This window comes from Klebsiella sp. Ech2A (assembly GCF_030078455.1).
Lineage (GTDB): Bacteria > Pseudomonadota > Gammaproteobacteria > Enterobacterales > Enterobacteriaceae > Klebsiella > Klebsiella terrigena.
This window is the reverse complement of record NZ_JAQGFU010000030.1, coordinates 1-24263: the sequence shown is the minus strand read 5'-3', so window position 1 is coordinate 24263 and position 24263 is coordinate 1. Positions and strand designations below refer to the sequence as shown.

General features: G+C 56.0%; 21 protein-coding genes. 7 read left to right on the top strand and 14 right to left on the bottom strand.

What is annotated here, in order from left to right:
* Nucleotides 1-66 precede the first annotated feature (66 nt).
* The 9 genes from bamA to rpsB all read right to left on the bottom strand — a co-directional run bounded on the left by bamA (nucleotide 67) and on the right by rpsB (nucleotide 10625).
* Nucleotides 67-2496, bottom strand: coding sequence for an outer membrane protein assembly factor BamA (gene bamA, locus PFH44_RS08900; protein WP_045859745.1), 2430 nt, complete (start codon nucleotides 2494-2496; stop codon nucleotides 67-69).
* A 31-nt stretch (nucleotides 2497-2527) separates the two neighbouring features.
* The gene (gene rseP / locus PFH44_RS08895; protein WP_283824834.1) at nucleotides 2528-3883 is read right to left on the bottom strand and encodes a sigma E protease regulator RseP; all 1356 of its coding nucleotides are present in this window, start codon (nucleotides 3881-3883) and stop codon (nucleotides 2528-2530) included.
* An 11-nt stretch (nucleotides 3884-3894) separates the two neighbouring features.
* Nucleotides 3895-4752, bottom strand: coding sequence for a phosphatidate cytidylyltransferase (gene cdsA / locus PFH44_RS08890; protein WP_041144133.1), 858 nt, complete (start codon nucleotides 4750-4752; stop codon nucleotides 3895-3897).
* Nucleotides 4753-4764: 12 nt separating this feature from the next.
* Nucleotides 4765-5523 carry a (2E,6E)-farnesyl-diphosphate-specific ditrans,polycis-undecaprenyl-diphosphate synthase gene (gene ispU / locus PFH44_RS08885; RefSeq protein WP_041147522.1) on the bottom strand — a complete coding sequence of 253 codons (759 nt, stop codon included), beginning with the start codon at nucleotides 5521-5523 and terminating at the stop codon, nucleotides 4765-4767.
* Between the two features lie 239 nt (nucleotides 5524-5762).
* Nucleotides 5763-6965 (bottom strand): 1-deoxy-D-xylulose-5-phosphate reductoisomerase, encoded by a 1203-nt coding sequence (gene ispC, locus PFH44_RS08880; protein ID WP_283824829.1) that lies wholly within the window; start codon nucleotides 6963-6965, stop codon nucleotides 5763-5765.
* A gap of 238 nt (nucleotides 6966-7203) precedes the next feature.
* Nucleotides 7204-7761, bottom strand: a complete 558-nt coding sequence (frr, locus tag PFH44_RS08875; RefSeq protein WP_041144131.1) for a ribosome recycling factor — start codon at nucleotides 7759-7761, stop codon at nucleotides 7204-7206.
* A 290-nt stretch (nucleotides 7762-8051) separates the two neighbouring features.
* The gene (pyrH, locus tag PFH44_RS08870) at nucleotides 8052-8777 is read right to left on the bottom strand and encodes a UMP kinase (RefSeq protein WP_041144130.1); all 726 of its coding nucleotides are present in this window, start codon (nucleotides 8775-8777) and stop codon (nucleotides 8052-8054) included.
* A 148-nt stretch (nucleotides 8778-8925) separates the two neighbouring features.
* A complete protein-coding gene (gene tsf, locus PFH44_RS08865) occupies nucleotides 8926-9777 on the bottom strand; it encodes a translation elongation factor Ts (RefSeq protein WP_045859749.1) in 852 nt (283 codons plus the stop codon).
* A 122-nt stretch (nucleotides 9778-9899) separates the two neighbouring features.
* Nucleotides 9900-10625 (bottom strand): 30S ribosomal protein S2, encoded by a 726-nt coding sequence (rpsB, locus tag PFH44_RS08860; protein ID WP_045859750.1) that lies wholly within the window; start codon nucleotides 10623-10625, stop codon nucleotides 9900-9902.
* Nucleotides 10626-10948: 323 nt separating this feature from the next.
* On the opposite strand from rpsB, the gene map reads away from it, so the two are divergent.
* From map to PFH44_RS08840, 4 genes are all read left to right on the top strand, one after another.
* On the top strand, nucleotides 10949-11743 hold the full coding sequence (gene map, locus PFH44_RS08855; RefSeq protein ID WP_041144127.1) for a type I methionyl aminopeptidase: 795 nt from the start codon (nucleotides 10949-10951) through the stop codon (nucleotides 11741-11743).
* 203 nt (nucleotides 11744-11946) lie between these two features.
* Nucleotides 11947-14610 (top strand): bifunctional uridylyltransferase/uridylyl-removing protein GlnD, encoded by a 2664-nt coding sequence (gene glnD / locus PFH44_RS08850; protein ID WP_283824828.1) that lies wholly within the window; start codon nucleotides 11947-11949, stop codon nucleotides 14608-14610.
* Nucleotides 14611-14644: 34 nt separating this feature from the next.
* Nucleotides 14645-15469 carry a 2,3,4,5-tetrahydropyridine-2,6-dicarboxylate N-succinyltransferase gene (gene dapD, locus PFH44_RS08845; protein WP_004872026.1) on the top strand — a complete coding sequence of 275 codons (825 nt, stop codon included), beginning with the start codon at nucleotides 14645-14647 and terminating at the stop codon, nucleotides 15467-15469.
* A 107-nt stretch (nucleotides 15470-15576) separates the two neighbouring features.
* On the top strand, nucleotides 15577-15966 hold the full coding sequence (locus PFH44_RS08840) for a DUF3461 family protein (RefSeq protein ID WP_004858100.1): 390 nt from the start codon (nucleotides 15577-15579) through the stop codon (nucleotides 15964-15966).
* 92 nt (nucleotides 15967-16058) lie between these two features.
* On the opposite strand, the gene PFH44_RS08835 is transcribed toward PFH44_RS08840, so the two are convergent.
* The 3 genes from PFH44_RS08835 to dgt form a co-directional block, all read right to left on the bottom strand.
* Complete coding sequence (locus PFH44_RS08835) at nucleotides 16059-17216, bottom strand: CdaR family transcriptional regulator (protein ID WP_041144125.1); 1158 nt, start codon at nucleotides 17214-17216, stop codon at nucleotides 16059-16061.
* A gap of 189 nt (nucleotides 17217-17405) precedes the next feature.
* Nucleotides 17406-18857 (bottom strand): serine endoprotease DegP, encoded by a 1452-nt coding sequence (degP, locus tag PFH44_RS08830; protein WP_045859755.1) that lies wholly within the window; start codon nucleotides 18855-18857, stop codon nucleotides 17406-17408.
* Between the two features lie 135 nt (nucleotides 18858-18992).
* A complete protein-coding gene (gene dgt, locus PFH44_RS08825; protein ID WP_283824827.1) occupies nucleotides 18993-20507 on the bottom strand; it encodes a dGTPase in 1515 nt (504 codons plus the stop codon).
* An 86-nt stretch (nucleotides 20508-20593) separates the two neighbouring features.
* Here dgt and mtnN point away from each other — a divergent pair, with 86 nt between their 5' ends.
* Genes mtnN through PFH44_RS08810 form a run of 3 tightly spaced genes read left to right on the top strand, consistent with a single transcriptional unit; the run spans nucleotide 20594 to nucleotide 22743 of the window.
* The gene (gene mtnN, locus PFH44_RS08820; protein WP_283824826.1) at nucleotides 20594-21292 is read left to right on the top strand and encodes a 5'-methylthioadenosine/S-adenosylhomocysteine nucleosidase; all 699 of its coding nucleotides are present in this window, start codon (nucleotides 20594-20596) and stop codon (nucleotides 21290-21292) included.
* Complete coding sequence (btuF, locus tag PFH44_RS08815) at nucleotides 21285-22085, top strand: vitamin B12 ABC transporter substrate-binding protein BtuF (protein ID WP_283824825.1); 801 nt, start codon at nucleotides 21285-21287, stop codon at nucleotides 22083-22085. Before mtnN ends, btuF begins: the two co-directional genes overlap by 8 nt.
* A gap of 34 nt (nucleotides 22086-22119) precedes the next feature.
* Nucleotides 22120-22743: a TRIC cation channel family protein gene (locus PFH44_RS08810; RefSeq protein WP_283824824.1), complete on the top strand. Its 624-nt coding sequence runs from the start codon at nucleotides 22120-22122 to the stop codon at nucleotides 22741-22743.
* Nucleotides 22744-22839: 96 nt separating this feature from the next.
* On the opposite strand, the gene erpA is transcribed toward PFH44_RS08810, so the two are convergent.
* Together erpA and clcA are read right to left on the bottom strand one after the other, a co-directional pair.
* On the bottom strand, nucleotides 22840-23184 hold the full coding sequence (gene erpA, locus PFH44_RS08805; RefSeq protein WP_041144119.1) for an iron-sulfur cluster insertion protein ErpA: 345 nt from the start codon (nucleotides 23182-23184) through the stop codon (nucleotides 22840-22842).
* 82 nt (nucleotides 23185-23266) lie between these two features.
* On the bottom strand, nucleotides 23267-24263 hold a 997-nt coding region (clcA, locus tag PFH44_RS08800; RefSeq protein WP_283824823.1), incomplete at its 5' end, for a H(+)/Cl(-) exchange transporter ClcA.

The window sequence follows — 24263 nt, the reverse complement described above, 5'->3', positions numbered from 1 at the left end:
CGACAACCGAGGTTATCGCCTAAAGTCAGCGCGATACTGCACTTACATTCCTTTGTCGCCCTACAGTTACCAGGTTTTACCAATGTTAAACTGGAACTGCTCGGCTTTGTCTCCCTCGTACTTTTTAAACGGTTGGGCGTAGGAGAATACCAACGGCCCCAACGGCGACATCCACTGTACCGCAATACCTGCGGACATACGGATGTTGCTCGGATCGCCATAGTCCGGATAGCCACCGTACGCGCTCGAATCCCAGTGCGTATCCCACACGGTACCCATATCCCAGAAGAAGGAGGTACGGACCGAGTTAGCATACTTATCGCTGATAAACGGCGTCGGCGTAATCATCTCCAGGCTGGCGACCGCCATGGCGTTACCGCCCACTGCATCATCAGATTCGCATGGCGCGGATGCGGTGCTCTTACAGTCGTTAGTGTAGCCGCTGTCATCATCATGACGACTGCTGGCCGGGAAATAGACCGCTTTCGGACCAATGGTGTTCGACTGGAACCCGCGCACGGTGCTTGAACCACCGGCGTAGAAGTTCTCGTAGAACGGCATCTCTTTACCGCCCAGGCCATCGCCGTAGCCAAAGCGGGTACGTCCCAGAACCACCCACTTGTGATCGTCATCGATCGGCACGTAGGTCGCCGTATCCAGCGTGGCTTTGTAATATTCGTTATCTGAGCCCGGAATGGTCACTTTACCATTCAGGTTAACGCGCGAGCCTTCCGTCGGGAAGAAACCGCGGTCCAGCTTGTTGTACGTCCAACCGTAGTTGAAAGTGAAGTCGTTAGCGCTAAAGCCGTTGCTATCGTTCGTCGTACTTGGGTACTGCCCCAGAGAGTTCAGATAACGCCACATCGCTACCTGCGGCTTCATGCTGGACAAGGAGTTATGTACATACCCCAGCCCCGCTCGCAACGTGTTGTATTCATTAACCGGGAAGCCCAGCGTCACGTCCGAACCATAGCTTTTATTGGTATAGTCGGACAGATCCGCATCGCTTGCATCGAAGTCGTTATAGAAGAGACGACCACCGAGGCTGACGCCATCAACGGTGAAATACGGGTTAGTGACCGACAGTTCAGTATAGGTCTGGTAATCGTTTTTGGTGCCGCTAATTCCGACGGAATAGCCGGTACCCAACCAGTTGTCCTGCTGAACGCCCGCCTGGAAGCTTACGCCGCTTTCGGTACCGTAGCCGATACCAAAGTTGAAGCTACCGGTGTTACGCTCCTTGACCTTATAGACCACGTCGACCTGATCCGGACTGCCCGGCACGCGCTGCGTATCGGTATCAACGGTTTCGAAATAGCCTAAACGGTTCAGACGGTCTTTACCCTGGTCAACCAGATCGCTGCCCAGCCACGCCCCTTCCATCTGGCGCATTTCGCGACGCAGAACGGAATCTTTCGAGGTGTCGTTGCCTTCAAAGCGAATTTTACGTACGTAGTAGCGGTTCCCCGCATCAACGTTAACGTGCAGCTTCACGGTCTTGTCGGCGTCGTTGATTTCCGGCTGCGACTGCACGCGCGGATAGGCGTAACCGTAGCGACCAAGGAGTTTCTTAATATCATTCTCCATTTTGGTCACTTTGGCGCCGTTATACAGCTCGCCCGGCTCGACTTTGGTCAACGCTTCGATTTCCGCCGAATGCCCCGCCAGATCGCCCGTCACCTGCACGCCCGAGAGCTTGTACTGATCGCCTTCGGTAATGTTCACGGTGATGTAGATGCCTTTTTTATCCGGCGTCAGGCTCACCTGGGTGGAGTCGATGTTGAAACGTGCGTAGCCGCGATCCAGGTAGTAGCTGCGCAGAGTTTCGAGATCCCCTGCCAGTTTCTGCTTCTGGTATTTGCGATCGCCAACCACGTTCCACCACGGCACTTCATCGCGCAGCTGGAAGGTTGAAATCAGTTCATCGGTGCTGAATGCGTGGTTACCGACGATATTGATTTGCTGGATTTTCGCCGAGACGCCTTCCTGGAACACCAGCTTCAGGTCGACGCGGTTACGCGGCAGCGGCGTGACGACAGCTTTTACGCTGGCGCTGTACTTACCGACGCTATAGTAGAAATCTTCCAGCCCTTTCTCGATATCAGCGAGCGTAGTACGGTCAAGGGACTCCCCAACGCGCACGCCGGATGCCTCAAGGTTTTGCTTGAGCATGTCATCCTTCACCGACTTGTTACCGGAGAAAGTGATGCTGGCAATCGTTGGGCGCTCTTTCACCTGCACCAGCAGGGTATCACCATCGCGCAGGACGCGAACGTCCTCAAAGTTGCCGGTGGCAAACAGAGCACGAATGGTGTTACTGATATCATCATCGGTCACCGTATCGCCAGGACGCACTGGCATACTGAGGAGGGCCGCACCAACAGCGACACGCTGCAAGCCTTCGAAATGAATGTCCTTCACCACGAACCCTTCAGCACCGTATACGGTTGCGCTGCTAAACAGCAGCGACGCTATGAGCAACTTTTTCATCGCCATCGTTATTATGCGTTCTTCCTAACAAACTCTCTTACAACCGAGAGAAATCATTGAAAAGTGCAAGCCCCATTAACAACACCAGCAGTATTGAGCCAATGCGATAACTAAAGTCTTGAACTCGCTCGGATACCGGCCCGCCTTTTAGCTTTTCAATCGCTAAAAACAGCAGGTGCCCCCCGTCCAGGACGGGAAGCGGGAACAGGTTGATTATTCCGAGGTTCACGCTTATCAGCGCTAGGAACATCAGATAGTAAATCAACCCAAACTCCGCTGACATTCCAGCCCCCTGGGCGATAGAGATCGGCCCGCTGAGGTTGTTCAGTTTGACATCACCGGTTATCAATTTACCCAGCATCCTGACCGTTAACGACATCAGTTGCCAGGTTTTATCCGTGGCTTCAGCGATGGCGGCAAACGGCCCGTACTGACGAACTGTCTTATATTCATCGGGCAGCGGGATGACCTTAGGCACAACCCCTGCAAATCCCTCAGCCTGACCCTTACTACCGGACTTCGAATCTGGTGTCAGCGTCACTGACAGAGGACTCCCCTGCCGCTCGATGTCCAGAACCAGCGCTTTACCAGGATTATCACGCACCAGATTAACAAACGTTATCCACTGCGTTAACGGTTGACCATCGACTTTAACGATCCTGTCGCCCGCTTGCAAACCCGCCTTCTGCGCTGCCGAATTCGATTGTACTTCTGCCAGAGCCGTATCAACCTGCGCGCTCCGGGGCTGAATGCCCAGCGATGTCACCGGATCCTGTTTGTCCGGTTCGAACGCCCAATGGCGTAAATCGAGGATTTTATCCTGGCGTTGGCTGGTCCCGAAAGGGGCGACCGAAACTATTGTTTGCTGGTCTCCGATCTTCGTTACCAGCGCCATACGCACAGCATCCCAATCAGGCGTTTCGATGCCATCTATCGCTTTAAGTTCCGTTCCTTTTGCAATTTGTGCGTGTGCGGCAATCGAATCGGGCACTATTTCGCCAACAACCGGACGAACGCCAGGGACGCCGATGATAAACACCAGCCAGTAGGCAAAGATGGCAAAAATGAAGTTCGCGATCGGTCCGGCGGCGATTATCGCTGCGCGCTGACCGACGGTTTTATTATTGAAAGCGTAGTGGCGCATCTCTGGCGCCACCGGCTCGACGCGCTCGTCGAGCATCTTGACGTAACCGCCGAGTGGGATAAGGGCGATAACGAATTCCGTCCCCTGCTTGTCAGAACGCCGCCATAGCGCTTTGCCAAAGCCGATGGAGAAGCGTTCAACGCGAACGCCGCAGCGACGAGCCACCCAGAAATGGCCAAACTCATGCACGGTGATCAATACGCCCAGCGCAATGATAAAGGCGGCCAAATTCCAGAGAACGCTTAGCATAAAACCTTCCGTCAAATCGTCCTGAAGACCAACAATAGCAGACACGCGAATACCGGTACCGCCGCCGTCAGGCTATCGATACGATCCAGAATTCCGCCGTGTCCGGGAATCAGATGCCCGCTATCCTTGATGCCGGCCTCTCGCTTAAACATACTTTCCGTCAGGTCGCCGAGCACCGAAGCCAGCGCCGCAACGATAGAGCAAATGAGCAGTACCGCCGGCGTTACGTCGAGATTCGCCCACTGGCCGTACGCCCAGGAAATAACCGCTGCGGTAACCAGCCCGCCAAAAAAGCCCTGCCAGGTTTTGCCCGGTGAAACCTTCGGCGCCAGCTTGTGCTTACCGAACATTTTGCCAAACATATAGGCACCGGAATCCGCGCCCCAAACCAGAATCATCACGTACAGTAGCCACAGCGCGCCGCTGTAGTGGTTATCCGCGTAGTGCCAGGCGCGCAGCGTCAGCATACCCCAGAAGAACGGAACAATGGTCAGAATGCCAAAAACCAGGCGCAGCGTTTTAGAGTTCCGCCAGAAGGCAGCGGAAGCCGGGTAGGAAAGGACCAGCAGCAGGGCCGCAATCCACCAGCCCAGCGATGCCCATAGCGACCCCTCAACAACCGGTTGATGGACGTCATAGTGATATTCAGGCATCAGGAAAAGCATCAGCGCCAGCAGCAGGCCGCAGAGCAGCGCCAGCCAGACGCGTTGGGTCGTTGAGGTGAAGCCGCTTAGCTGCCCCCACTCCCACGCGGCGAGCATACAAACGACCAGCGTGACGATGGCGAAACCCGCAGGCGGCAACAGGAAAAGCGCCGCAATCACCACGGGGATCAAAACAAAAGCCGATATCAGGCGATACTTCAGCAAAAGTGACCCCCATCAGGCATTGCTGCCACCCGGCTCAGTGCCGCCGAAACGACGCTCTCGATTAACAAAGGCATGGAGTGCACCTTCAAAGTCCTGTTCAGCAAAATCGGGCCAAAGAACATCGGTAAAGTAAAGTTCGGCATAGGCAATTTGCCAAATCAAAAAATTACTGATTCGATGCTCTCCCCCGGTCCTAATAACTAAATCTACAGGTGCCAGTTCATGCATACAGACCTGCTGACTCAGCATGTCTTCCGTGATCTGTTCGGGCTGAAGTAACCCGTTTTTTACCTGTTCGGCCAGATTGCGGACGCCCTGAATGATATCCCAGCGCCCACCGTAGTTCGCCGCAATATTCAGCGTTAAGCCCGTATTGTTCTCAGTGAGCGCTTCCGCTTTGCGGATCCGCTCCTGCAGGCGAGCATTAAAACGCGTGGTTTCGCCGATGATCCGCAGGCGAACGTTATGCCGGTGCAGGCTTTTGACTTCACTATCCAGCGCCCAGACGAACAGCTCCATCAGCGCGCTGACTTCCTGCGCCGGACGGTTCCAGTTCTCACTGCTGAATGCGTATAACGTCAACGCTTCAATACCATTGTTCGCCGCGAAGGAAACTGCGCGACGGACTGACTTCGCTCCGGCCTTATGGCCGAATGCGCGAATTTTCCCTTGCTGTTTCGCCCAACGTCCGTTGCCATCCATAATGATGGCGACATGACGGCAGCCATGTACAGGTGATATTTCGCTGACAGTTTGATTAGCAGACAACATAACGCGTTTTAAGTCCATAATAAGGATTAGCTACGCCGCTAAACGCAAGCAACCGGTCAGCGCTATATACGCATTTTTATCCAGTGCCGAGGCCGCAGCTAATCGCAGAGAACAACCAAGAGCTTTACGCAAAAAAGCCGTGTCATGCCACGGCCACCGCAATCTTAGACAACGATCGGGTGGCGCAGACTATATCACTGAAGCCCAGCGCCCACAAATATCACAACGTATTGCGTCGGTCAGCCCCGCACCGCCAGCTGTTTCAGCTGCCGGTGAGCAGCGGCTCTCGCCTGAGCATCGATAATCAGAACTTCTTCAATGCTTTGCGGCTCATTCAGCGCCAGCTGCTCCAGCACCGCCAGGTTAACCGCCGCAATATCGGTGAAGCGAATCTCCGTAGCGAGGAACGCGGCTACCGAAATTTCATTGGCAGCATTCAGCGCCGTCGTCGCCGCCTGACCGACATCAAATGCCTCCATCGCCAGCTTCAGGCACGGATAGCGTTCGTAATCCGGCGCGGCAAAGCTCAGATTGCTCAGACGGCAGAAATCCAGCGCTTCAGCCCCGGAGTTCAGGCGCTGCGGCCATCCCATAGTGTGGGCGATCGGCGTACGCATATCCGGCTCACCGAGCTGTGCGAGAACGCTGCCATCGCGATAGCGCACCATTGAATGGATAACGGACTGCGGGTGAATCAGGACTTCCATCTGCTGCGCCGAGGCGTTGAATAGCCAGCGGGCTTCGATATACTCCAGCCCCTTATTCATCATCGTGGCGGAATCGACAGAAATTTTGCGTCCCATTGACCAGTTAGGGTGGCGGCAGGCCTGATCCGGCGTCATTGCCGCCAGCTCAGAAAGCGCTGTATCCCGGAAAGGACCACCGGAACCGGTCAGCAGAATCGACGAGACGCCGTTCTGCGTTAAGTCAGCGTATCCCAGATTGTGTTGAATTGTTTCCGGCATACTCTGAAAAATAGCGTTATGTTCGCTATCGACGGGCAACAGGCGCGCGCCGGACTGCTGCACGGCGTCCATAAACAGACGACCGCAGGTCACCAGCGCCTCTTTATTGGCCAACAGCACCGTTTTTCCGGCCCGAATGGCCGCGAGCGTAGGAACCAGCCCCGCGGCACCGACAATCGCCGCCATGACCTGGTCAACGTCATCCAGCGCGGCGACTTCCGCAGCGGCGTGCTGACCGCTCAGGACTTCGGTACGGCTGGCGCGCTCGCGCAGCGCGATACGCAGAGACTCGGCGCTTTTCGCATCATCCATGACCGCGTAGCGGGGGGTGAATTCCAGACATTGTTCAACCATACGGTCGACATTTTTCCCCGCGACCAGCGCGGCGACGGAAAAGCGATCGGGGTTATGGCGCACGACATCCAGCGTGCTGCAGCCAATTGAACCGGTCGAACCGAGAACGGTTAAGTGCTTCATGAGGCGTCCAGAAGAAGTAAGACAGAATAAAAAAAACGCCGCCAGCAAGCCCTCGCACATCAGCAATCAGGAGGCGGGCAGGCAATGTATCGCCTTCAACAAAAGTGCCAAAGGCTACAGGGCCGACCTTTTCAACGCAATTCCTGGAGCTGAGCGTTCGGTCTTCTGTACGGCGTTTCAGACTGTACGTCCGTCCCGTTCATCAAACGGCAATGAGGACGGGCATAACGGCAGGAAATCAGAACTGCATCAGTTCCGCTTCTTTATCTGCCAGCGCCGCATCCACTTTCTTAATGGCGGCGTCAGTCATTTTCTGCACGTCGTCCTGAGAACGGCGATCGTCATCTTCGCTGATCTCTTTGTCTTTCAGCAGCGCTTTCACTTTGTCGTTAGCGTCGCGACGAACGTTACGTACCGATACGCGAGCCTGCTCGGCTTCTGCGCGTACGATCTTGGTCAGATCTTTACGACGCTCTTCGGTCAGCGGAGGCAGCGGAACGCGGATATCGCTGCCCGCAGAGCTTGGGTTCAGACCGAGGTCAGAAGCCATGATCGCTTTTTCAACGGCCGGGCTCAGGGAGCGGTCGAACACGTTGATTTTCAGCGTACGGGAGTCTTCAACCGTTACGCTTGCCAGCTGACGCAGCGGCGTAGGCGTACCGTAATACTGCACGACGATGCCGTCCAGCAGGCTGGGGGAAGCACGACCCGTGCGTATTTTGCTGATTTGGTTTTTGAACGCTTCAACGCATTTTTCCATGCGCACTTCAGCATCTTTTCTGATGTCGTTAATCACGTTACTAATCCTTGGAAACTTGTCTCAGGCAGACTAAACGCCGCACAGCTGCTATCAGGTGAGCTAAGTATAGTCCCGTTTAATTCATGACGACGCCCTGGGCGCGTCTGAGTAAAAAGCCGCTACTAAGGTAGAGCGGAATCTTACCTGCATTTCTACACAAAATCATTCACGTTGTATCGAAGCTACGGCGGAGCGAACTCCCCCAGCAGCTTACTGAAATCAGCGGCTGAGGTGAGCAAAGACGGCCAACGCAGAGACGGTCTGAACGATGAAGCGTATTACGGAAATTATTCCGTAATTAACGTACCTTCTTTTTCGCCCATCACCACGCGGCGCAGCGCGCCGGGTTTGTTCATGTTGAATACGCGAATCGGCAATTTATGGTCACGCGCCAGGGTAAAGGCGGCCAGATCCATTACTTTCAGCTCTTTATCAAGCACTTCGCTGTAGCTCAGCTGATCGTACATGGTGGCAGACGGGTCTTTAGCCGGGTCAGCGGTAAACACGCCGTCGACTTTGGTTGCTTTCAGCACCACGTCAGCTTCAATTTCAATCCCGCGCAGGCAAGCTGCGGAGTCGGTCGTGAAGAACGGGTTGCCGGTACCCGCAGCCAGAATAACGACGCGGTTATTACGCAGCAGGCTGATCGCCTCTGCCCAGCTGTAGTTATCACAAACGCCGTTCAGCGGAATCGCTGACATCAAGCGAGCGTTCACATAGGCGCGATGGAGGGAGTCACGCATTGCAAGGCCGTTCATGACCGTTGCCAGCATGCCCATGTGGTCGCCCACAACGCGGTTCATTCCCGCTTTCGCCAGACCAGCACCACGGAACAGGTTACCGCCACCAATCACTACGCCAACCTGAATACCCAGTTCAACCAGTTCCTTGATTTCCTGAGCCATACGGTCAAGTATGCTTGCATCAATACCGAAGCCTTCCGAACCCTGCAGAGCTTCGCCACTTAACTTAAGCAGAATACGTTTGTAGACGGGTTTTGCATTGGTAGCCATGTTTCTTTCCTGAGACTGTCAACGAGTGAGATGAGTTAATTCTGACGACATTGTATGTCGCTTTTCAGCGCAGCCACTATAAGTGGTTGGCTGAATTTACAAAATGGGCACAAAAAGAAGCCGCCCTCAGGCGGCTCCTTTTAAAAAATTAAGACTGCTTGGACATCGCAGCAACTTCTGCTGCAAAGTCAGTCTCAACTTTTTCGATGCCTTCGCCCACTTCAAAGCGGATGAAGCCAGTCACGTCTGCGTTGTGCTCTTTCAGCAGCTGAGCAACAGATTTGCTTGGGTCCATAACGAAAGGCTGGCCGGTCAGAGAAACTTCGCCGGTGAATTTCTTCATGCGGCCTTCAACCATTTTCTCTGCGATTTCTTTCGGCTTACCGGACTGCATCGCGATGTCCAGCTGAACCTGGTACTCTTTCTCTACCACTTCAGCGGAAACGTCTTCCGGCTTAACGAATTCAGGCTTGCTTGCAGCGATGTGCATAGCCAGCTGTTTAACCAGCTCCTGGTCTGCACCTTTAGCGGCAACCAGAACGCCGATACGCGCGCCGTGCTGGTATGAACCCAGAACTTCGCCTTCCAGGGAAGCAACGCGACGGATGTTGATGTTCTCACCGATTTTAGCAACCAGCGCAACGCGCTCTTCTTCGAACTGCGCTTTCAGAACTTCTACGTCGGTGATTTTACCGGCAACGGCTGCGTCCAGAACTTTGTTAGCAAATGCCTGGAAACCGCCATCTTTTGCTACGAAGTCAGTCTGGCAGTTAACTTCCAGAATGATGCCGTAGGTACCGTCGATCTTGGTGATGATCACGCCGTCAGCAGCAACGTTGCCTGCTTTTTTCGCCGCTTTGATCGCGCCAGATTTACGCATGTTTTCGATTGCCAGCTCGATGTCGCCGTTAGCTTCAGTCAGCGCTTTTTTGCAATCCATCATGCCTGCGCCGGTACGTTCGCGCAGCTCTTTTACCAGGGATGCGGTAATTTCAGCCATTCTTTAATCCTCGGGAGAGATATGACCTGCCCGGTTCCAGGAACCAAACAGGTTTAAAAGTGAAAAAGGGGCCAAATATAGGCCCCTATTTATACACGGTACTAAATAAGGGCTAGACCTTATTATTCAGCTTCTACGAAGCTTTCTTCCGCTTGAGAAGCCAGATCCTGAGAACGACCTTCACGCACGGTTGCAGCTACTGCACCCAGGTACAGGCTAACAGCGCGGATTGCATCGTCGTTACCCGGGATAACGAAATCTACGCCGTCCGGATCGGAGTTAGTATCAACGATAGCAAATACCGGGATACCCAGGTTGTTTGCTTCTTTGATAGCGATGTGTTCGTGGTCTGCATCGATAACAAACAGTGCGTCCGGCAGGCCGCCCATGTCTTTGATACCGCCCAGGCTGTTTTCCAGCTTGGCCAGCTCACGAGTACGCATCAGCGCTTCTTTCTTGGTCAGCTTCTCGAAAGTACCGTCCTGGGACTGAGTTTCCAGGTCTTTCAGACGTTTGATGGACTGACGAACGGTTTTCCAGTTAGTCAGCATACCGCCCAACCAGCGATGGTTCACGAAGAACTGATCGCAGCTGTTAGCAGCTTCTTTTACCGCTTCGCTTGCAGCGCGCTTAGTACCAACCATCAGGATCTTGCCTTTACGAGCAGAGATCTTGTTCAGTTCAGCCAGAGCTTCGTTGAACATCGGTACAGTTTTCTCAAGGTTGATGATGTGAACTTTGTTACGCGCGCCGAAGATGAAAGGCTTCATTTTCGGGTTCCAGTAACGGGTCTGGTGACCAAAGTGAACACCAGCCTTGAGCATGTCGCGCATGGAAACAGTTGCCATGTTTAAAACCTCTATAGATAAAGTTGGGGTTATGCCTCCACGCATCCCATATTACCGACCCCAAAGGGCACCCCGGAATATGTGTCGATACGTGTGTGTTATATACACAAAGTGAGATTTGTCGCTTCAGTCCATCCTGTGTAGTACGAAATGGAACGGAAGTCCGGCGCGCTTTATACCACAAAATAGGATTGGACACCAACTCTTGTTGACGCTGAGTGCTGTTAATGATTCTCAATTTGGCACCAGGTCGCCCGGACTGTTAACATTGACCGGACTTACTCTATTATTGTCGAAAAAATCGACACAGCTGGACACAATCCATGGCTATTTCTATCAAGACATCTGAAGACATCGAAAAAATGCGCGTCGCGGGCCGCCTGGCCGCCGAAGTGCTCGAAATGATTGAACCCTATGTAAAACCGGGCGTCAGCACCGGCGAACTGGACCGCATCTGTAACGATTACATCGTCAACGAGCAGAAAGCGATCTCCGCCTGCCTCGGCTACCACGGCTTCCCGAAATCGGTGTGTATCTCGATTAACGAAGTGGTATGCCACGGTATCCCGGACGATGAAAAACGGCTGAAAGATGGCGATATCGTCAACGTTGACGTCACGGTCATTAAGGATGAGTTCCACGGCGACACCTCCAAAATGTTTATCGTCGGCAAACCGACGATCCTCGGCGAGCGTCTGTGCCGCGTCACTCAGGAGAGCCTCTATCTGGCCCTGAAGATGGTCAAACCCGGCATCAACCTGCGGGCCATCGGTGCGGCGATTCAGAAGTTTGTCGAAGCGGAAGGTTTTTCCGTGGTGCGTGAATACTGCGGGCACGGCATTGGCCGCGGCTTCCATGAAGAGCCGCAGGTGCTGCACTACGACTCGCCGGAGACCAACGTGGTGCTCAAGCCGGGAATGACCTTTACCATCGAGCCGATGGTCAACGCCGGCAAGAAAGAGATCCGCAGCATGAAAGACGGCTGGACGGTGAAAACAAAAGACCGGAGCTTGTCTGCCCAGTACGAGCATACTATTGTGGTGACGGATAACGGCTGCGAAATTCTGACGTTGCGCAAGGATGACACCATCCCGGCGATAATCTCGCATAACGAATAACGAAAAGCCGGCGCCCGCCGGCTTTTTTATGACGGGCTTCCTGCCCGTCACCCTACGGGCCGTCGCGGGCGACGTTAAAAATCGCTCCCGGCGATTTTGTATGACGGGCTTCCTGCCCGTCACCCTACGGGCCGCCGCGGGCGACGTTAAAAATCGCTCCCGGCGATTTTTTATAGGCGATATTTTTTTCTTATGGTGGCGCGATGAGCAACTCTTTACCTGACACTCTCTCCCCAGCCCTCTCGGGCCAACCTGAGAATCCGGGCGCCTGGCCGCAGGACGATTTGAACTGCGCGACGATTAAGTCCCATCTCGAGCTTTTCCAGCGCTGGCTGGGGGAGGCTTTCGATGCCGGCACCGCCGCAGAGCGGCTGATTGAAGCCCGCACCGAGTTTATCGACCAGCTGCTGCAGCGCCTGTGGGTGGAGTACGGCTTCGGCTCGGTTTGCGACATGGCTCTGGTGGCGGTAGGCGGCTACGGGCGCGGTGAACTGCACCCGCTCTCCGACGTCGACCTGCTGATCTTAAGCCGCAAAAAACTCTCCGACGAACGGGCACAGAAGGTCGGCGAGCTGCTGACGCTGCTGTGGGACGTCAAGCTGGAGGTCGGGCACAGCGTGCGCACCCTCGAAGAGTGCCTGCTGGAAGGCTTATCCGACCTCACCGTCGCCACCAACCTGATCGAATCGCGCCTGCTGATCGGCGACGTCGCGCTGTTTCTTGAGCTGCAAAAGCACATTTTTAGCGATGGCTTCTGGCCGTCGGAGAAATTCTTCGCCGCCAAGGTCGAAGAACAGAACGAACGCCATCAGCGCTACCACGGCACCAGCTATAACCTCGAGCCGGACGTGAAAAGCAGCCCCGGCGGCCTGCGGGATATCCATACCCTGCAGTGGGTCGCCCGCCGCCACTTCGGCGCCACCTCGATGGATGAGATGGTCGGCTTCGGCTTCCTGACGGAGGCGGAGCGCAACGAGCTCAACGAATGCCTGCACCAGCTGTGGCGCATTCGATTCGCCCTGCACCTGGAGCTAACCCGCTACGATAACCGCCTGCTCTTCGACCGCCAGCTCAGCGTCGCCCGTCGCTTAGGCTATGAAGGCGAAAGAAACCAGCCCATCGAGCACATGATGAAGGATTTCTTCCGCGTCACCCGGCGTGTCAGCGAGCTGAACCATATGCTGCTGCAGCTGTTTGATGAGGCCATCCTGGCGCTGACCGAAGACGAAAAGCCGCGGCCGATTGACGATGATTTCCAGCTGCGCGGCTCGCTTATCGATCTGCGCGACGATACGCTGTTCATCCGCGAACCGCAGGCTATTCTGCGCATGTTCTATATTATGGTGCGTAACAGCAGCATCACTGGCATCTACTCCACGACGCTGCGCCACCTGCGCCACGCGCGCCGCCACCTGACGCAGCCGCTGTGCTATATCCCGGAAGCGCGAACCATTTTTCTCAGCATGCTGCGCCACCAGGGCGCGGTGAGCCGCGGGCTGCTGCCGATGCACCGCCACAGCGTGCTGTGGGCCTACATGCCGCAGTGGTCGCATATCGTCGGCCAGATGCAGTTCGATCTGTTCCACGCCTACACCGTCGACGAGCATACGATCCGCGTCCTGCTGAAGCTGGAGAGTTTTGCCAAAGAGGAGACCCGCAGCCGCCACCCGCTGTGCGTTGAGCTGTGGCCGCGCCTGACCCATCCTGAGCTGATTCTGATTGCCGCCCTGTTCCACGACATTGCTAAAGGCCGCGGCGGCGATCACTCGGTGCTCGGCGCCCAGGACGTCCTGAAGTTTGCCGAGCTGCACGGCCTGAACTCGCGAGAAACTCAGATGGTCGCCTGGCTGGTTCGCCACCATCTGTTAATGTCCGTCACCGCCCAGCGCCGTGATATTCAGGATCCCGAGGTCATCAAACAGTTCGCCGAAGAGGTGCAGACGGAAAACCGCCTGCGCTACCTGGTGTGCCTGACCGTGGCCGACATCTGCGCCACCAACGAAACCCTGTGGAACAGCTGGAAGCAGAGCCTGCTGCGCGAGCTCTATTTCGCCACCGAAAAACAGCTGCGCCGCGGAATGCAAAGCACGCCGGACATGCGCGAACGGGTTCGCCATCATCAGCTGCAGGCGCTGGCGCTGCTGCGGATGGAGAACATCAATGAAGAGGCCCTGCATCAAATCTGGAACCGCTGCCGGGCCAACTACTTCGTGCGCCACACGCCAAATCAGCTCGCCTGGCACGCGCGTAATTTGCTCCGGCACGATCTCAATAAACCGATGATCCTGCTTAGCTCGCAGGCCACGCGCGGCGGCACCGAAATCTTTATCTGGAGCCCGGACCGCCCGTATCTCTTCGCCGCCGTCTGCGGTGAACTTGACCGCCGAAATCTGAGCGTGCACGACGCCCAGGTCTTTACCACCCGCGACGGGATGGCGATGGACACCTTTATCGTGCTCGAACCGGACGGCAGCCCGCTCTCCGCCGATCGCCACGAGATGATCCGCCTCGGGCTCGAGCAGACCATTACCCAGCGCAGCTGGCAGCCCCCTGCTCCGCGCCGACAGGCGGCAAAACTGCGCCATTTTTCCGTCGCCACCGAGGTCAATTTCCTGCCCACGCATACCGACCGAAAATCGTTTCTTGAGCTGATTGCGCTCGATCAGCCCGGCCTGCTGGCCCGGGTCGGCCAGGTCTTCGCCGACCTCAATATTTCCCTGCACGGGGCCAGAATTACGACAATTGGTGAGCGAGTAGAAGATTTATTTATAATCGCCACGGCAGACCGGCGTGCGCTTAATAATGAGCTGCAACAAGAAGTACAACAACGGTTGACAGAGGCCCTCAATCCAAACGATAAAGGGTAACGAACTTTTATGTGTAATAGAGAAAGAGTAAACAATGCAGCAATTACAGAATGTTATTGAGTCCGCCTTTGAGCGTCGCGCCGACATCACGCCGGCAAATGTGGATACCGTAACCCGCGAAGCGGTTAACCAGGTCATTTCCCTGCTTGATTCCGGCGCTCTGCGTGTCGCTGAAAAGATCGATGGCCAGTGGGTCACCCACCAGTGGCTGAAGAAAGCGGTTCTGCTCTCTTTCCGTATTAACGATAACCAGGTTATCGACGGTGCGGAAAGCCGCTACTTCGATAAAGTACCGATGAAATTCGCCGACTACGATGAAGCGCGTTTCCAGAAAGAGGGCTTCCGCGTGGTTCCGCCGGCGGCCGTTCGCCAGGGCGCGTTCATTGCCCGCAACACCGTGCTGATGCCGTCCTACGTCAACATCGGCGCCTACGTTGACGAAGGCAGCATGGTTGATACCTGGGCTACCGTCGGCTCCTGCGCGCAGATAGGTAAAAACGTGCACCTCTCCGGCGGCGTGGGTATCGGCGGCGTGCTGGAACCGCTGCAGGCTAACCCAACCATCATCGAAGATAACTGCTTTATCGGCGCGCGTTCTGAGGTTGTCGAAGGCGTTATCGTCGAAGAGGGTTCCGTTATCTCCATGGGCGTGTACCTCGGCCAGAGCACCAAAATCTACGACCGCGAAACCGGCGAAGTCTTCTACGGTCGCGTACCGGCCGGCTCGGTGGTGGTTTCCGGCAACCTGCCGTCGAAAGATGGCAAGTACAGCCTGTACTGCGCGGTGATCGTGAAGAAGGTTGATGCAAAAACTCGCGGCAAGGTCGGCATTAACGAACTGCTGCGTACAATCGACTAAACAGTATAAAAAGCGGGAGATATCCCGCTTTTTTTATGTTTGACGCTGGCGAAGAACGGTTTTTTCGTTAATTATTCAAAGGTTATGATGATATCAAAGGTACCGTTATGTACGATAATCTGAAAAGTCTTGGCATTACCAATCCTGATGAAATCGATCGCTATAGCCTGCGGCAGGAAGCTAACAACGACATTCTGAAAATTTATTTTCAGAAGGACAAGGGCGAATTCTTCGCCAAAAGCGTTAAGTTTAAGTATCCGCGTCAGCGTAAGACCGTGGTCGCCGATGGCGTAGGCCAGGGCTATAAAGAAGTGCAGGAGATCAGTCCCAACCTGCGCTACGTTATCGATGAACTCGATCAGATCTGCCAGCGCGATCGCACTGAAGTCGATCTGAAACGCAAGATCCTTGACGATCTGCGTCATCTGGAAAGCGTGGTCACCCATAAGATCAGCGAAATTGAAGCCGATCTGGAAAAACTGACCCGCAACAAGTAAGTCTGCTCCCCTTCCCTGGCCGGCGATGCCCGTCGGGGCTATGTGTACAGCCGCCCGGATAAGGCGTCCTCGCCATCATCCGGGATTATTCCCTACCTCTGTTCATCCAGCTGCAGCGCAATATAGAGCAGCAGCCGATCGTCGAAACTGCCCAGGTCCAGCCCCGTCAGCTCTGAAATACGATTCAGCCGGTACTCCAGCGTATTACGATGAATAAACAGCGCCTTTGAGGTCGCCAGCGGCTGAACGTTATGGCGAAACCAGGCCTGCAGCGTGCGCCGCAGCAGACCGTTATTGTCCATCGCCTTCAGGCGAACCAGCGGACGGGCCAGCTCGTTGGCCTGCCAGCCGCCGCGCAGGCTATCGAGCAGCACCGGCAGCATCAAATCCTGATAAAAATAGCTCCGGCTCTCCGGCATCCGCTCCTTGCCGACCATCATAGTGGTGCGGGCGGTACGATACGAACGCGCGATGCTCCCGGGCCCGGTAAAGAAGTTGCCTAACGCCACGCGGAAACGCAGCTGGCCGTTTTCCTTCATTCTGGCAATAAGCTGGTCAACCCGTTTGCAGTGATCTTCCGCATCCCAGCGGCCAAAGGCGTTAAGCGCGGGCTTAAGAACCACCATCTCCGTTAATGAGACGATCGCCACCAGGTTATTGCGATCCGGGGTGGTCAGAGCCGTCTGCAGCTGCTGCAGCTCCGCCATGGCGCTATCCACGCCCAGCTGGCCGCTATCAACCTCAATCATTGCCACCACCCGCGGCTGATTCAGGTCGATTCCCAGGCGCTGCGCCCATTCGGTGAGCGCCGGGGTGTTCTCTTCCGCCTGAATCAGGTTCATCACCAGCTCTTCACGCAGGCGGCTGTCCTGGGCCAGCAGGTGCATCAGCCTGGACTGCTCCAGCATCATCTCTGCGGTCATGCATACCAGCTCGCCATACTTGCGCAGCGTTTCAGGCTCGCCGGTCAGACCGATAACGCCGACGATTTCCCCTTCCAGGCGCAGCGGCAGGTTGATCCCCTGGCGCACGCCGTGCAGGTGGCGGGCCACCGCATCATCGATATCGACAATACGTCCCTGCGAGAGGACCAGCAGCGCGCCTTCGTGCAATTCACCAATACGCTCACGATCGCCGCTGCCAATAATGCGCCCACGGGCATCCATTACGTTGATATTGGTATCAATGATGCGCATGGTACGCGCCACAATATCCTGCGCCATTTTGGTATCAAGATGCCAGCCAGCCATGTAACCCTCCCGTGAGCAGGGCACCAGCATAAAAGAGTTGGGTTAGCGCTGCATTGTGCGTATGCACAAAGCGCGGGAGAGAAGTATGGAGTTGTGGAAGGAATCACAGAATGACGATTCGCCCGCGGTGCAGGGTAAAAAAGCCCCTTCCCTCGGGCGAGGAGAAGGGGCCGTGTTAGACGATAGCGATTACTGCATCAGCAGGTAGATGGTGCTATCACCGCGCTGAATATTCAGCGCCAGCACCGACGGTTTAGCGTCAAAGATTTTGCGCAGGTCGGCAATATTCTTCACCGGCTGCTGGTTAGCGCCGACGATAATGTCGCCTTTCTTCAGGCCAATCTGCGCCGCAGGGGTTCCGGCCTTGACGTTATTGACCGTCACGCCTTTATCCTGGCCCTTGTTGCTCATTTCAGCCCCTTCGATACCGTTGAAGATGCTGCTGGAGTCAACCTGAGTCTGGTTACTCTGCTGCAGCTCAACGGTCGCGGTGACCGGTTTGCCATCGCGCACCAGGCCAAGCTCGACTTTGCTGCCGATAGGCATCGTTCCGACCTGCGCACGCAGTGCGGCAAAGCTGCTGATCGGCTTACCGTTCAGCGAGGTGATCACGTCCCCGGCCTTGATACCGGCTTTCGCCGCGGCAGAGCCCGGCATCACCTGGCTGACGAAGGCGCCGCGCTGGGCATCAACCTTCATCGCTTTTGCCAGCTCGGAGTTCAGCTCGGTCCCCATAATCCCCAGCTCGCCGCGCTTCACCTGGCCATATTTGACCATCTGCTCGGTCAGGTTTTTCACCATGTTGCTCGGGATAGCAAAGCCGATGCCGATGTTGCCGCCGTCCGGCGCGAGGATCGCGGTATTGATACCGATCAGCTCGCCGTTCAGGTTCACCAGCGCACCGCCGGAGTTACCGCGGTTAATCGCCGCATCGGTCTGGATAAAGTTTTCGTAGTTTTCCACGTTCAGGCCGCTGCGGCCGAGAGCGGAAACAATACCGGAGGTCACGGTTTCACCCAGACCGAACGGGTTACCGATCGCCACAGTATAGTCGCCGACGCGCAGGGCGTCGGAATCAGCCAGCTTGATTGCCGACAGGTTTTTCGGATCCTGAATCTGAATCAGCGCAATATCGGAACGCGGGTCTTTACCCACCACTTTGGCGTCAAACTTGCGCCCGTCGCTGAGCTGAACTTTGATGGTCGTCGCATTGTCCACAACGTGGTTATTGGTGACGACATAGCCTTTCGCCGCATCAATAATGACCCCGGAGCCCAGCGCCATAAATTTCTGCTGCTGGCCGCCGTCAGCCGGCGCGCCGCCGCCCTGGCCACCGCCCTGCCCGCCGCCCTGACAGAACGGAGAGCTTTGGAACGGTGAACCGTCCTGGCAGAACGGCGAGTTGTCGCCGAAGAACTGCTGGAAGTTACGCGGCATCCGCGGCGTGTTCACGGTGGTGCTGCCTTCAACGTTGATGCTAACGACCGACGGCATGACTTTTTCCAGCATCGGGGCCAGACTCGGCATCTGCTGCGCATTAGTCGCCGAAGAAGCTGTTTCTGCCGCGCTCGCAGAGAGCGGGGATAACGCCAGACCTAAACTCAGAGCCAGTGCACTCATTGCTAACGTGGTTTTTTTCATATGTCTCAATCTCGATTTTAGATAACGCAGAATTGCTATGTAAGTGACTATCAGAGTCATTTTATCGCGCTAAGTTCCGGAATTAAGCACAGCCAAAAAGTAAAAAATTATTGTCCGTCTTTACAAAACCTGTACCTATTCTACCGCCATCAGCCGCCGATATTCATCCCATGCATACAAGTCCGTCATCCCGCTAATATAGTCCTGGATCAGGCGGCAGCGATAATAGTATTCCATCAGCGGAAACTCTGCGGAATCTACCGGAATTTTGTTTACTGCCTCCACGTAGGCCAGCCGATGTCGCGTGGAAAGTTTCTGAAATAGTCGTGAAGCGATAGGCAGACTTCTCACTCTCTCTTTTTCGACTAATGAGCTGAACTCCTCCAGCGACAATTTCAGCAGCGGCTTATAGATATCTAACAGACCGCTAATAACGCGATAGCCCTGCAATTCCAGCTGCTCAACATCCGGATGGCTAAACACATGTTTTATCGCCACGTTTTTATATAGTTCCAGCAGCTGACTGTAGTCGCTATCATCCTCAAGCAGCGCGTGATTAAAATCACCGGTAAAAATCTCCGCGATGTTATCTATAAATCGCCGGGCCGCATACGGCACCAGTTTATTCAGCGTATTCACCCGTAAATACATAAAGAACTGATCTTCTGTACTCCGACTTAGGGAATTAGAACGTGATTTTTCCCACGCATTTTCTACCACCTGAGAAAATAACGAACCTTTTTCATGCTGCCCCCACGCGTCGTACAGATGCTGATAGAGTTGCTCTACGCTGAAAATTCGTTTTTCTACCGCATCTTCAAGATCGGCGACGCAATATGAGATATCGTCCGCAGCTTCCATAATCCATGTTAAAGGAAAGCGATTGTAAGGAGCCAGATCCAGTTCTTTACGTAACCTCGCAATATAGCCTTCTTCGGCTAAATAATAACCAGGCTTCTTCATTAAATAGCTGTGGCTGGCAGGCGCGTCACCGCGCCACCAGGCCGGGCGGGTATATTTAAGAATACAGCCAACCTGCGCCCAGGTAAGATTCATTCGCATTAGCGTATGCACTAAACGAATCCCCTGCGCGTTGCCCTCAAACCAGCACAGATCCTGGCGGATCTTACCGCGCAGCGCGTTCAGCGACGCCTCGCCCGGCCGCAGGCGCAGCACCTCAACCGTGCAGCGATCGTTGGGCAGCGCTTCGTTAGCCGCATCCTCCGGCACGAGGCGCTGGCTGAACCAGTCATTGATTGCCGCCTCGCCAAAATGGCCAAACGGCGGGTTGCCGATGTCGTGCATCAGGCACGCCATCTCGACGATGCTCTCGAACGGCCCGCCGAGCTCATCCAGGCCGTAGGCCGTCAGCTGCTGCTGCTCCTTCAGCCGGCTCAGCACCTCTTTGGCAATGTAGCGCCCAACCTGCTGCACTTCGAGAGAGTGGGTAAGCCGGGTGCGCACCGCCGCGTTGCGCTCCAGCGGAAAGACCTGAGTTTTCTGCTGTAAACGGCGAATGGCCGGGGAGTTAATAATGCGCCCGCGATCGCTTTCGAAAATACGCAGGATTTCACGCTCCGTTTCGACGCCCTGCGGCGAGCGATAGCGTCGGCGCCAGTTAATCTTGTTGCGAAAATCAATCTTTGCCATAGCCTCTCCCGCTCGCGAGCAATAACGTTTCCCTTTGAGTGCATGATAGACTATGCAACTAAACCTGACACATCGCGAGTAAATCTATGAAAATCGGCATTATTGGCGCTATGGAAGAAGAAGTTACCCTTCTGCGCGACAAAATCGAAAACCGCCAGACTATCACCCTTGGCGGCAGCGAAATTTATACCGGCCAGCTTCACGGTACCGACGTCGCCCTGTTGAAATCGGGGATCGGTAAAGTTGCCGCGGCGATGGGCGCGGCGCTGCTGCTGGAAGTCTGCAAGCCGGACGTGATTATCAACACCGGCTCCGCGGGCGGTCTTGCGCCAACGCTAAAAGTCGGTGATATCGTTATCTCCGACGAAACCCGCTACCACGACGCCGACGTGACCGCATTCGGCTACGAATACGGCCAGCTGCCGGGCTGCCCGGCGGGCTTCAAAGCCGACGATAAGCTGATTGCCGCCGCGCAAAGCAGTATCGAAGCGCTGAATCTTAACGCGGTACGCGGTCTGATCGTCAGCGGCGACGCGTTCATCAACGGCTCCGTCGGGCTGGCGAAAATCCGCCATAACTTCCCGCAGGCCGTAGCGGTCGAAATGGAAGCCACCGCCATCGCGCACGTCTGCCATAACTTCGGCGTCCCGTTCGTGGTGGTTCGCGCCATCTCCGACGTTGCCGATCAGCAGTCCCATCTGAGCTTCGACGAGTTCCTCGCCGTCGCCGCCAGACAGTCCACCCTGATGGTGGAAAATCTGGTGCAGAACCTGACGCGTGGCTAAATCGCTAAAGCAGGCGCTTGCCGCCCTGCTGCTGCTGGCCCCGGCGTGGCTCTTTGCCGCGCCGCGGGTGATTACGCTATCCCCGGCCAATACCGAGCTGGCGTTTGCGGCCGGCATCACACCGGTTGGCGTCAGCAGCTATTCCGACTACCCGCCGGAGGCCGCCGGCATCGAGCAGGTTGCCAGCTGGCAGGGGATGAACCTGGAGCGCATTGTCGCCCTCAGGCCCGACCTGGTCCTGGCGTGGCGCGGAGGCAACGCCGAGCGGCAGGTTAATCAGCTAAGCGCCCTCGGTATCAAGGTCATCTGGGTCGATACCGCCACCATCGAAGAGATTATCACCACCCTGCGACAGCTGGCGCAGTGGAGTCCTCAGCCGGAAAAGGCCCGCCAGGCGGCGCAGCAGATGCAGGACGACTATCGCGCGCTGAAGGCCCGCTACGCCCATCTTCCGAAGAAGCGCGTCTTTCTCCAGTTTGGCAGCAACCCTCTTTTTACCAGCAGCCGGGGATCGATTCAGGATCAGGTTCTGACGCTGTGCGGCGGGGAGAATATTTTCGCTGCCAGTAAAGCGCCCTGGCCCCAGGTCAGCCGCGAGCAGGTTCTCGCCAGGCAGCCGCAGGCCATTGTCATCACCGGCGATGCCCGCAAAATTCCCGAAGTCGAACGCTACTGGCATAATCAGTTAAAAATTTCGCTGATTGCGCTGCATAGCGACTGGTTTGAACGCGCGAGCCCACGTATTATCCTCGCCGCAAAACAACTCTGTACTGCGCTCGAGCAGGTAAAATAATCGCCTGTTAACAGGCGCTAAGCGGGAACTGACGATGCTTGTCTATTGGCTGGATATTATTGGCACCGCCGTATTTGCGATCTCCGGCGTGTTGCTGGCCGGCAAACTGCGGATGGACCCTTTCGGCGTGCTGGTGCTGGGAGTGGTGACCACCGTGGGCGGCGGGACGATCCGCGATATGGCGCTCGCCAACGGCCCGGTGTTCTGGGTTAAAGACCCAACGGACCTGGTGGTGGCGATGGTGACCAGCATGCTGACTATCCTGCTGGTACGCCAGCCGCGCCGGCTGCCGAAATGGATACTGCCGGTGCTCGACGCCGTCGGCCTGGCGGTATTTGTCGGCATCGGCGTCAATAAGGCCTTTATTGCCCACAGCGGTCCGCTGGTCGCGGTCTGCATGGGGGTGGTGACCGGCGTCGGCGGCGGCATTATTCGCGACGTGCTGGCGCGTGAAATCCCGATGATTTTACGTACCGAAATCTACGCCACGGCCTGCATTGTCGGCGGTATCGTGCACGCAACGGCCTACGATACGTTTCACGTGTCGCTGCAAAACTCGGCGATGATGGGGATGGCCGTGACGCTGGTCATTCGGCTGGCGGCAATCCGCTGGCACCTGAAGCTGCCGACGTTTGCGCTGGATGATAGCGGGCGTTAGTTAGAGCGCGGGCTTTGCGGCGTAAGCCGGCCGCGGTCGGGGAAGAAGGTGCCGGCTGCGCGGCCCGTCCATGGGCCCCACTTCGGCGGGATCGAATCAGACGCTAAACGAAGATCCGCAGCCGCAGGTGCTTTTCGCATTCGGGTTGGTCACGATAAAACGTGAACCTTCGAGGCCTTCGGTATAATCGACGGCGCCGCCGACCAGATACTGCAGGCTCATTGGGTCAACCACCAGGCCAACGCCCTGCTTCTCGATGGTCATATCCCCTTCGTTAACCTGATCGTCGAAGGTGAAGCCGTACTGAAAACCGCTGCAGCCGCCGCCGGTGATATACACGCGCAGCTTCAGGTTCGGGTTGTCTTCATCAGAAATCAGGAATTTTACTTTTTTGGCTGCGGCTTCGGTAAACTCCAGCGGCAACACGACATCATCACTCATTTTATGCTCCCATTAATACTGCCGATCCGCTTAAAGAATAACCGGACCTTTTGAGCCATTATCTAATACCCTGGTAAATCGTTCAAGTATTCTCCCCGGCAACCGCACGCGCTTTTGCCTCCTGTTCAGCGGCCTGTTTCGCCAGCGTTCTTTCAAGGATAGTTGAATACAAGGGTTTACCCCCCAGAAATTGAGCCAGTAGTGTTGCGCCGAGGCAGGTAATAATCATTGGCAAAATGAGCTGATAGTTATCGGTCATCTCCAGCACCAGCACAATTCCGGTCAGCGGCGCGCGCACCGAGGCGGCGAGCAGCGCGCCCATGCCGGCGATAGCAAAGGTGCCCGGATCGAGATGATAGCCCGGAAACAGCGGCGTCGCCGCCATACCGAATGCCGTTCCCAGCAGGGTTCCCAGCGCCAGCATCGGCGCAAAAATCCCGCCGGGCGCGCCGGAGGAGAAGCACAGCAGCGTGGTAATCACCCTGGCGATAAAAATAAACAGCAGCAGGCCAACGGAGAAGTTACCCGCCGCGGCAATCGGAATGAGGTTAAACCCGCCCCCGGCAGCCGCAGGCTGGATCAGCCCGAGAATACCGCAGCTGCCGCCGATCAGGCCGCCAATCAGCACCCACTTTTTGAGATCGCCGCCGTGAAGACGCTGGAACATATCCTGGGTACGCAGCACCAGGGTGTTAAAAAGTGGGCCAATGGCGCCGAAAATCATCCCCAGAATCAGATACAGCCACAGGGTGTTGACCGGCGCATTGCTCAGCCTACCGACCTCGATAATCGCCCCTTCCCCGTTAAAGATGCGAAATACGATGCTCGACATAATCACGCCGGTAAACACGGCCTTAATAGAGATCAGATTGTAACGGAACTGCGGGCGCATCTCTTCAATAATAAACAGGATCCCCGCCAGCGGCGCGTTGAACGCGGCGGAGAGGCCCGCGGCAGCGCCGGTTGCCAGCAGCGTATGGCGCGCTTCGGGGCTGCGCATGCGGAATACGTCCACCACCATGCGCCCAAGATTGCCGCCGAGCTGCACCATCGGCCCTTCACGGCCCAGCACCATGCCG

Coding starts and splice junctions, on each gene's coding strand:
- bamA (WP_045859745.1), bottom strand. CDS start 2,496: ATGGCGATGAAAAAGTTGCTCATAGCGTCGCTGCTGTTTAGCAGCGCA.
- rseP (WP_283824834.1), bottom strand. CDS start 3,883: ATGCTAAGCGTTCTCTGGAATTTGGCCGCCTTTATCATTGCGCTGGGC.
- ispU (WP_041147522.1), bottom strand. CDS start 5,523: ATGTTGTCTGCTAATCAAACTGTCAGCGAAATATCACCTGTACATGGC.
- ispC (WP_283824829.1), bottom strand. CDS start 6,965: ATGAAGCACTTAACCGTTCTCGGTTCGACCGGTTCAATTGGCTGCAGC.
- pyrH (WP_041144130.1), bottom strand. CDS start 8,777: ATGGCTACCAATGCAAAACCCGTCTACAAACGTATTCTGCTTAAGTTA.
- tsf (WP_045859749.1), bottom strand. CDS start 9,777: ATGGCTGAAATTACCGCATCCCTGGTAAAAGAGCTGCGCGAACGTACC.
- rpsB (WP_045859750.1), bottom strand. CDS start 10,625: ATGGCAACTGTTTCCATGCGCGACATGCTCAAGGCTGGTGTTCACTTT.
- map (WP_041144127.1), top strand. CDS start 10,949: ATGGCTATTTCTATCAAGACATCTGAAGACATCGAAAAAATGCGCGTC.
- glnD (WP_283824828.1), top strand. CDS start 11,947: ATGAGCAACTCTTTACCTGACACTCTCTCCCCAGCCCTCTCGGGCCAA.
- dapD (WP_004872026.1), top strand. CDS start 14,645: ATGCAGCAATTACAGAATGTTATTGAGTCCGCCTTTGAGCGTCGCGCC.
- PFH44_RS08840 (WP_004858100.1), top strand. CDS start 15,577: ATGTACGATAATCTGAAAAGTCTTGGCATTACCAATCCTGATGAAATC.
- PFH44_RS08835 (WP_041144125.1), bottom strand. CDS start 17,216: ATGGCTGGCTGGCATCTTGATACCAAAATGGCGCAGGATATTGTGGCG.
- degP (WP_045859755.1), bottom strand. CDS start 18,857: ATGAAAAAAACCACGTTAGCAATGAGTGCACTGGCTCTGAGTTTAGGT.
- dgt (WP_283824827.1), bottom strand. CDS start 20,507: ATGGCAAAGATTGATTTTCGCAACAAGATTAACTGGCGCCGACGCTAT.
- mtnN (WP_283824826.1), top strand. CDS start 20,594: ATGAAAATCGGCATTATTGGCGCTATGGAAGAAGAAGTTACCCTTCTG.
- PFH44_RS08810 (WP_283824824.1), top strand. CDS start 22,120: ATGCTTGTCTATTGGCTGGATATTATTGGCACCGCCGTATTTGCGATC.
- erpA (WP_041144119.1), bottom strand. CDS start 23,184: ATGAGTGATGATGTCGTGTTGCCGCTGGAGTTTACCGAAGCCGCAGCC.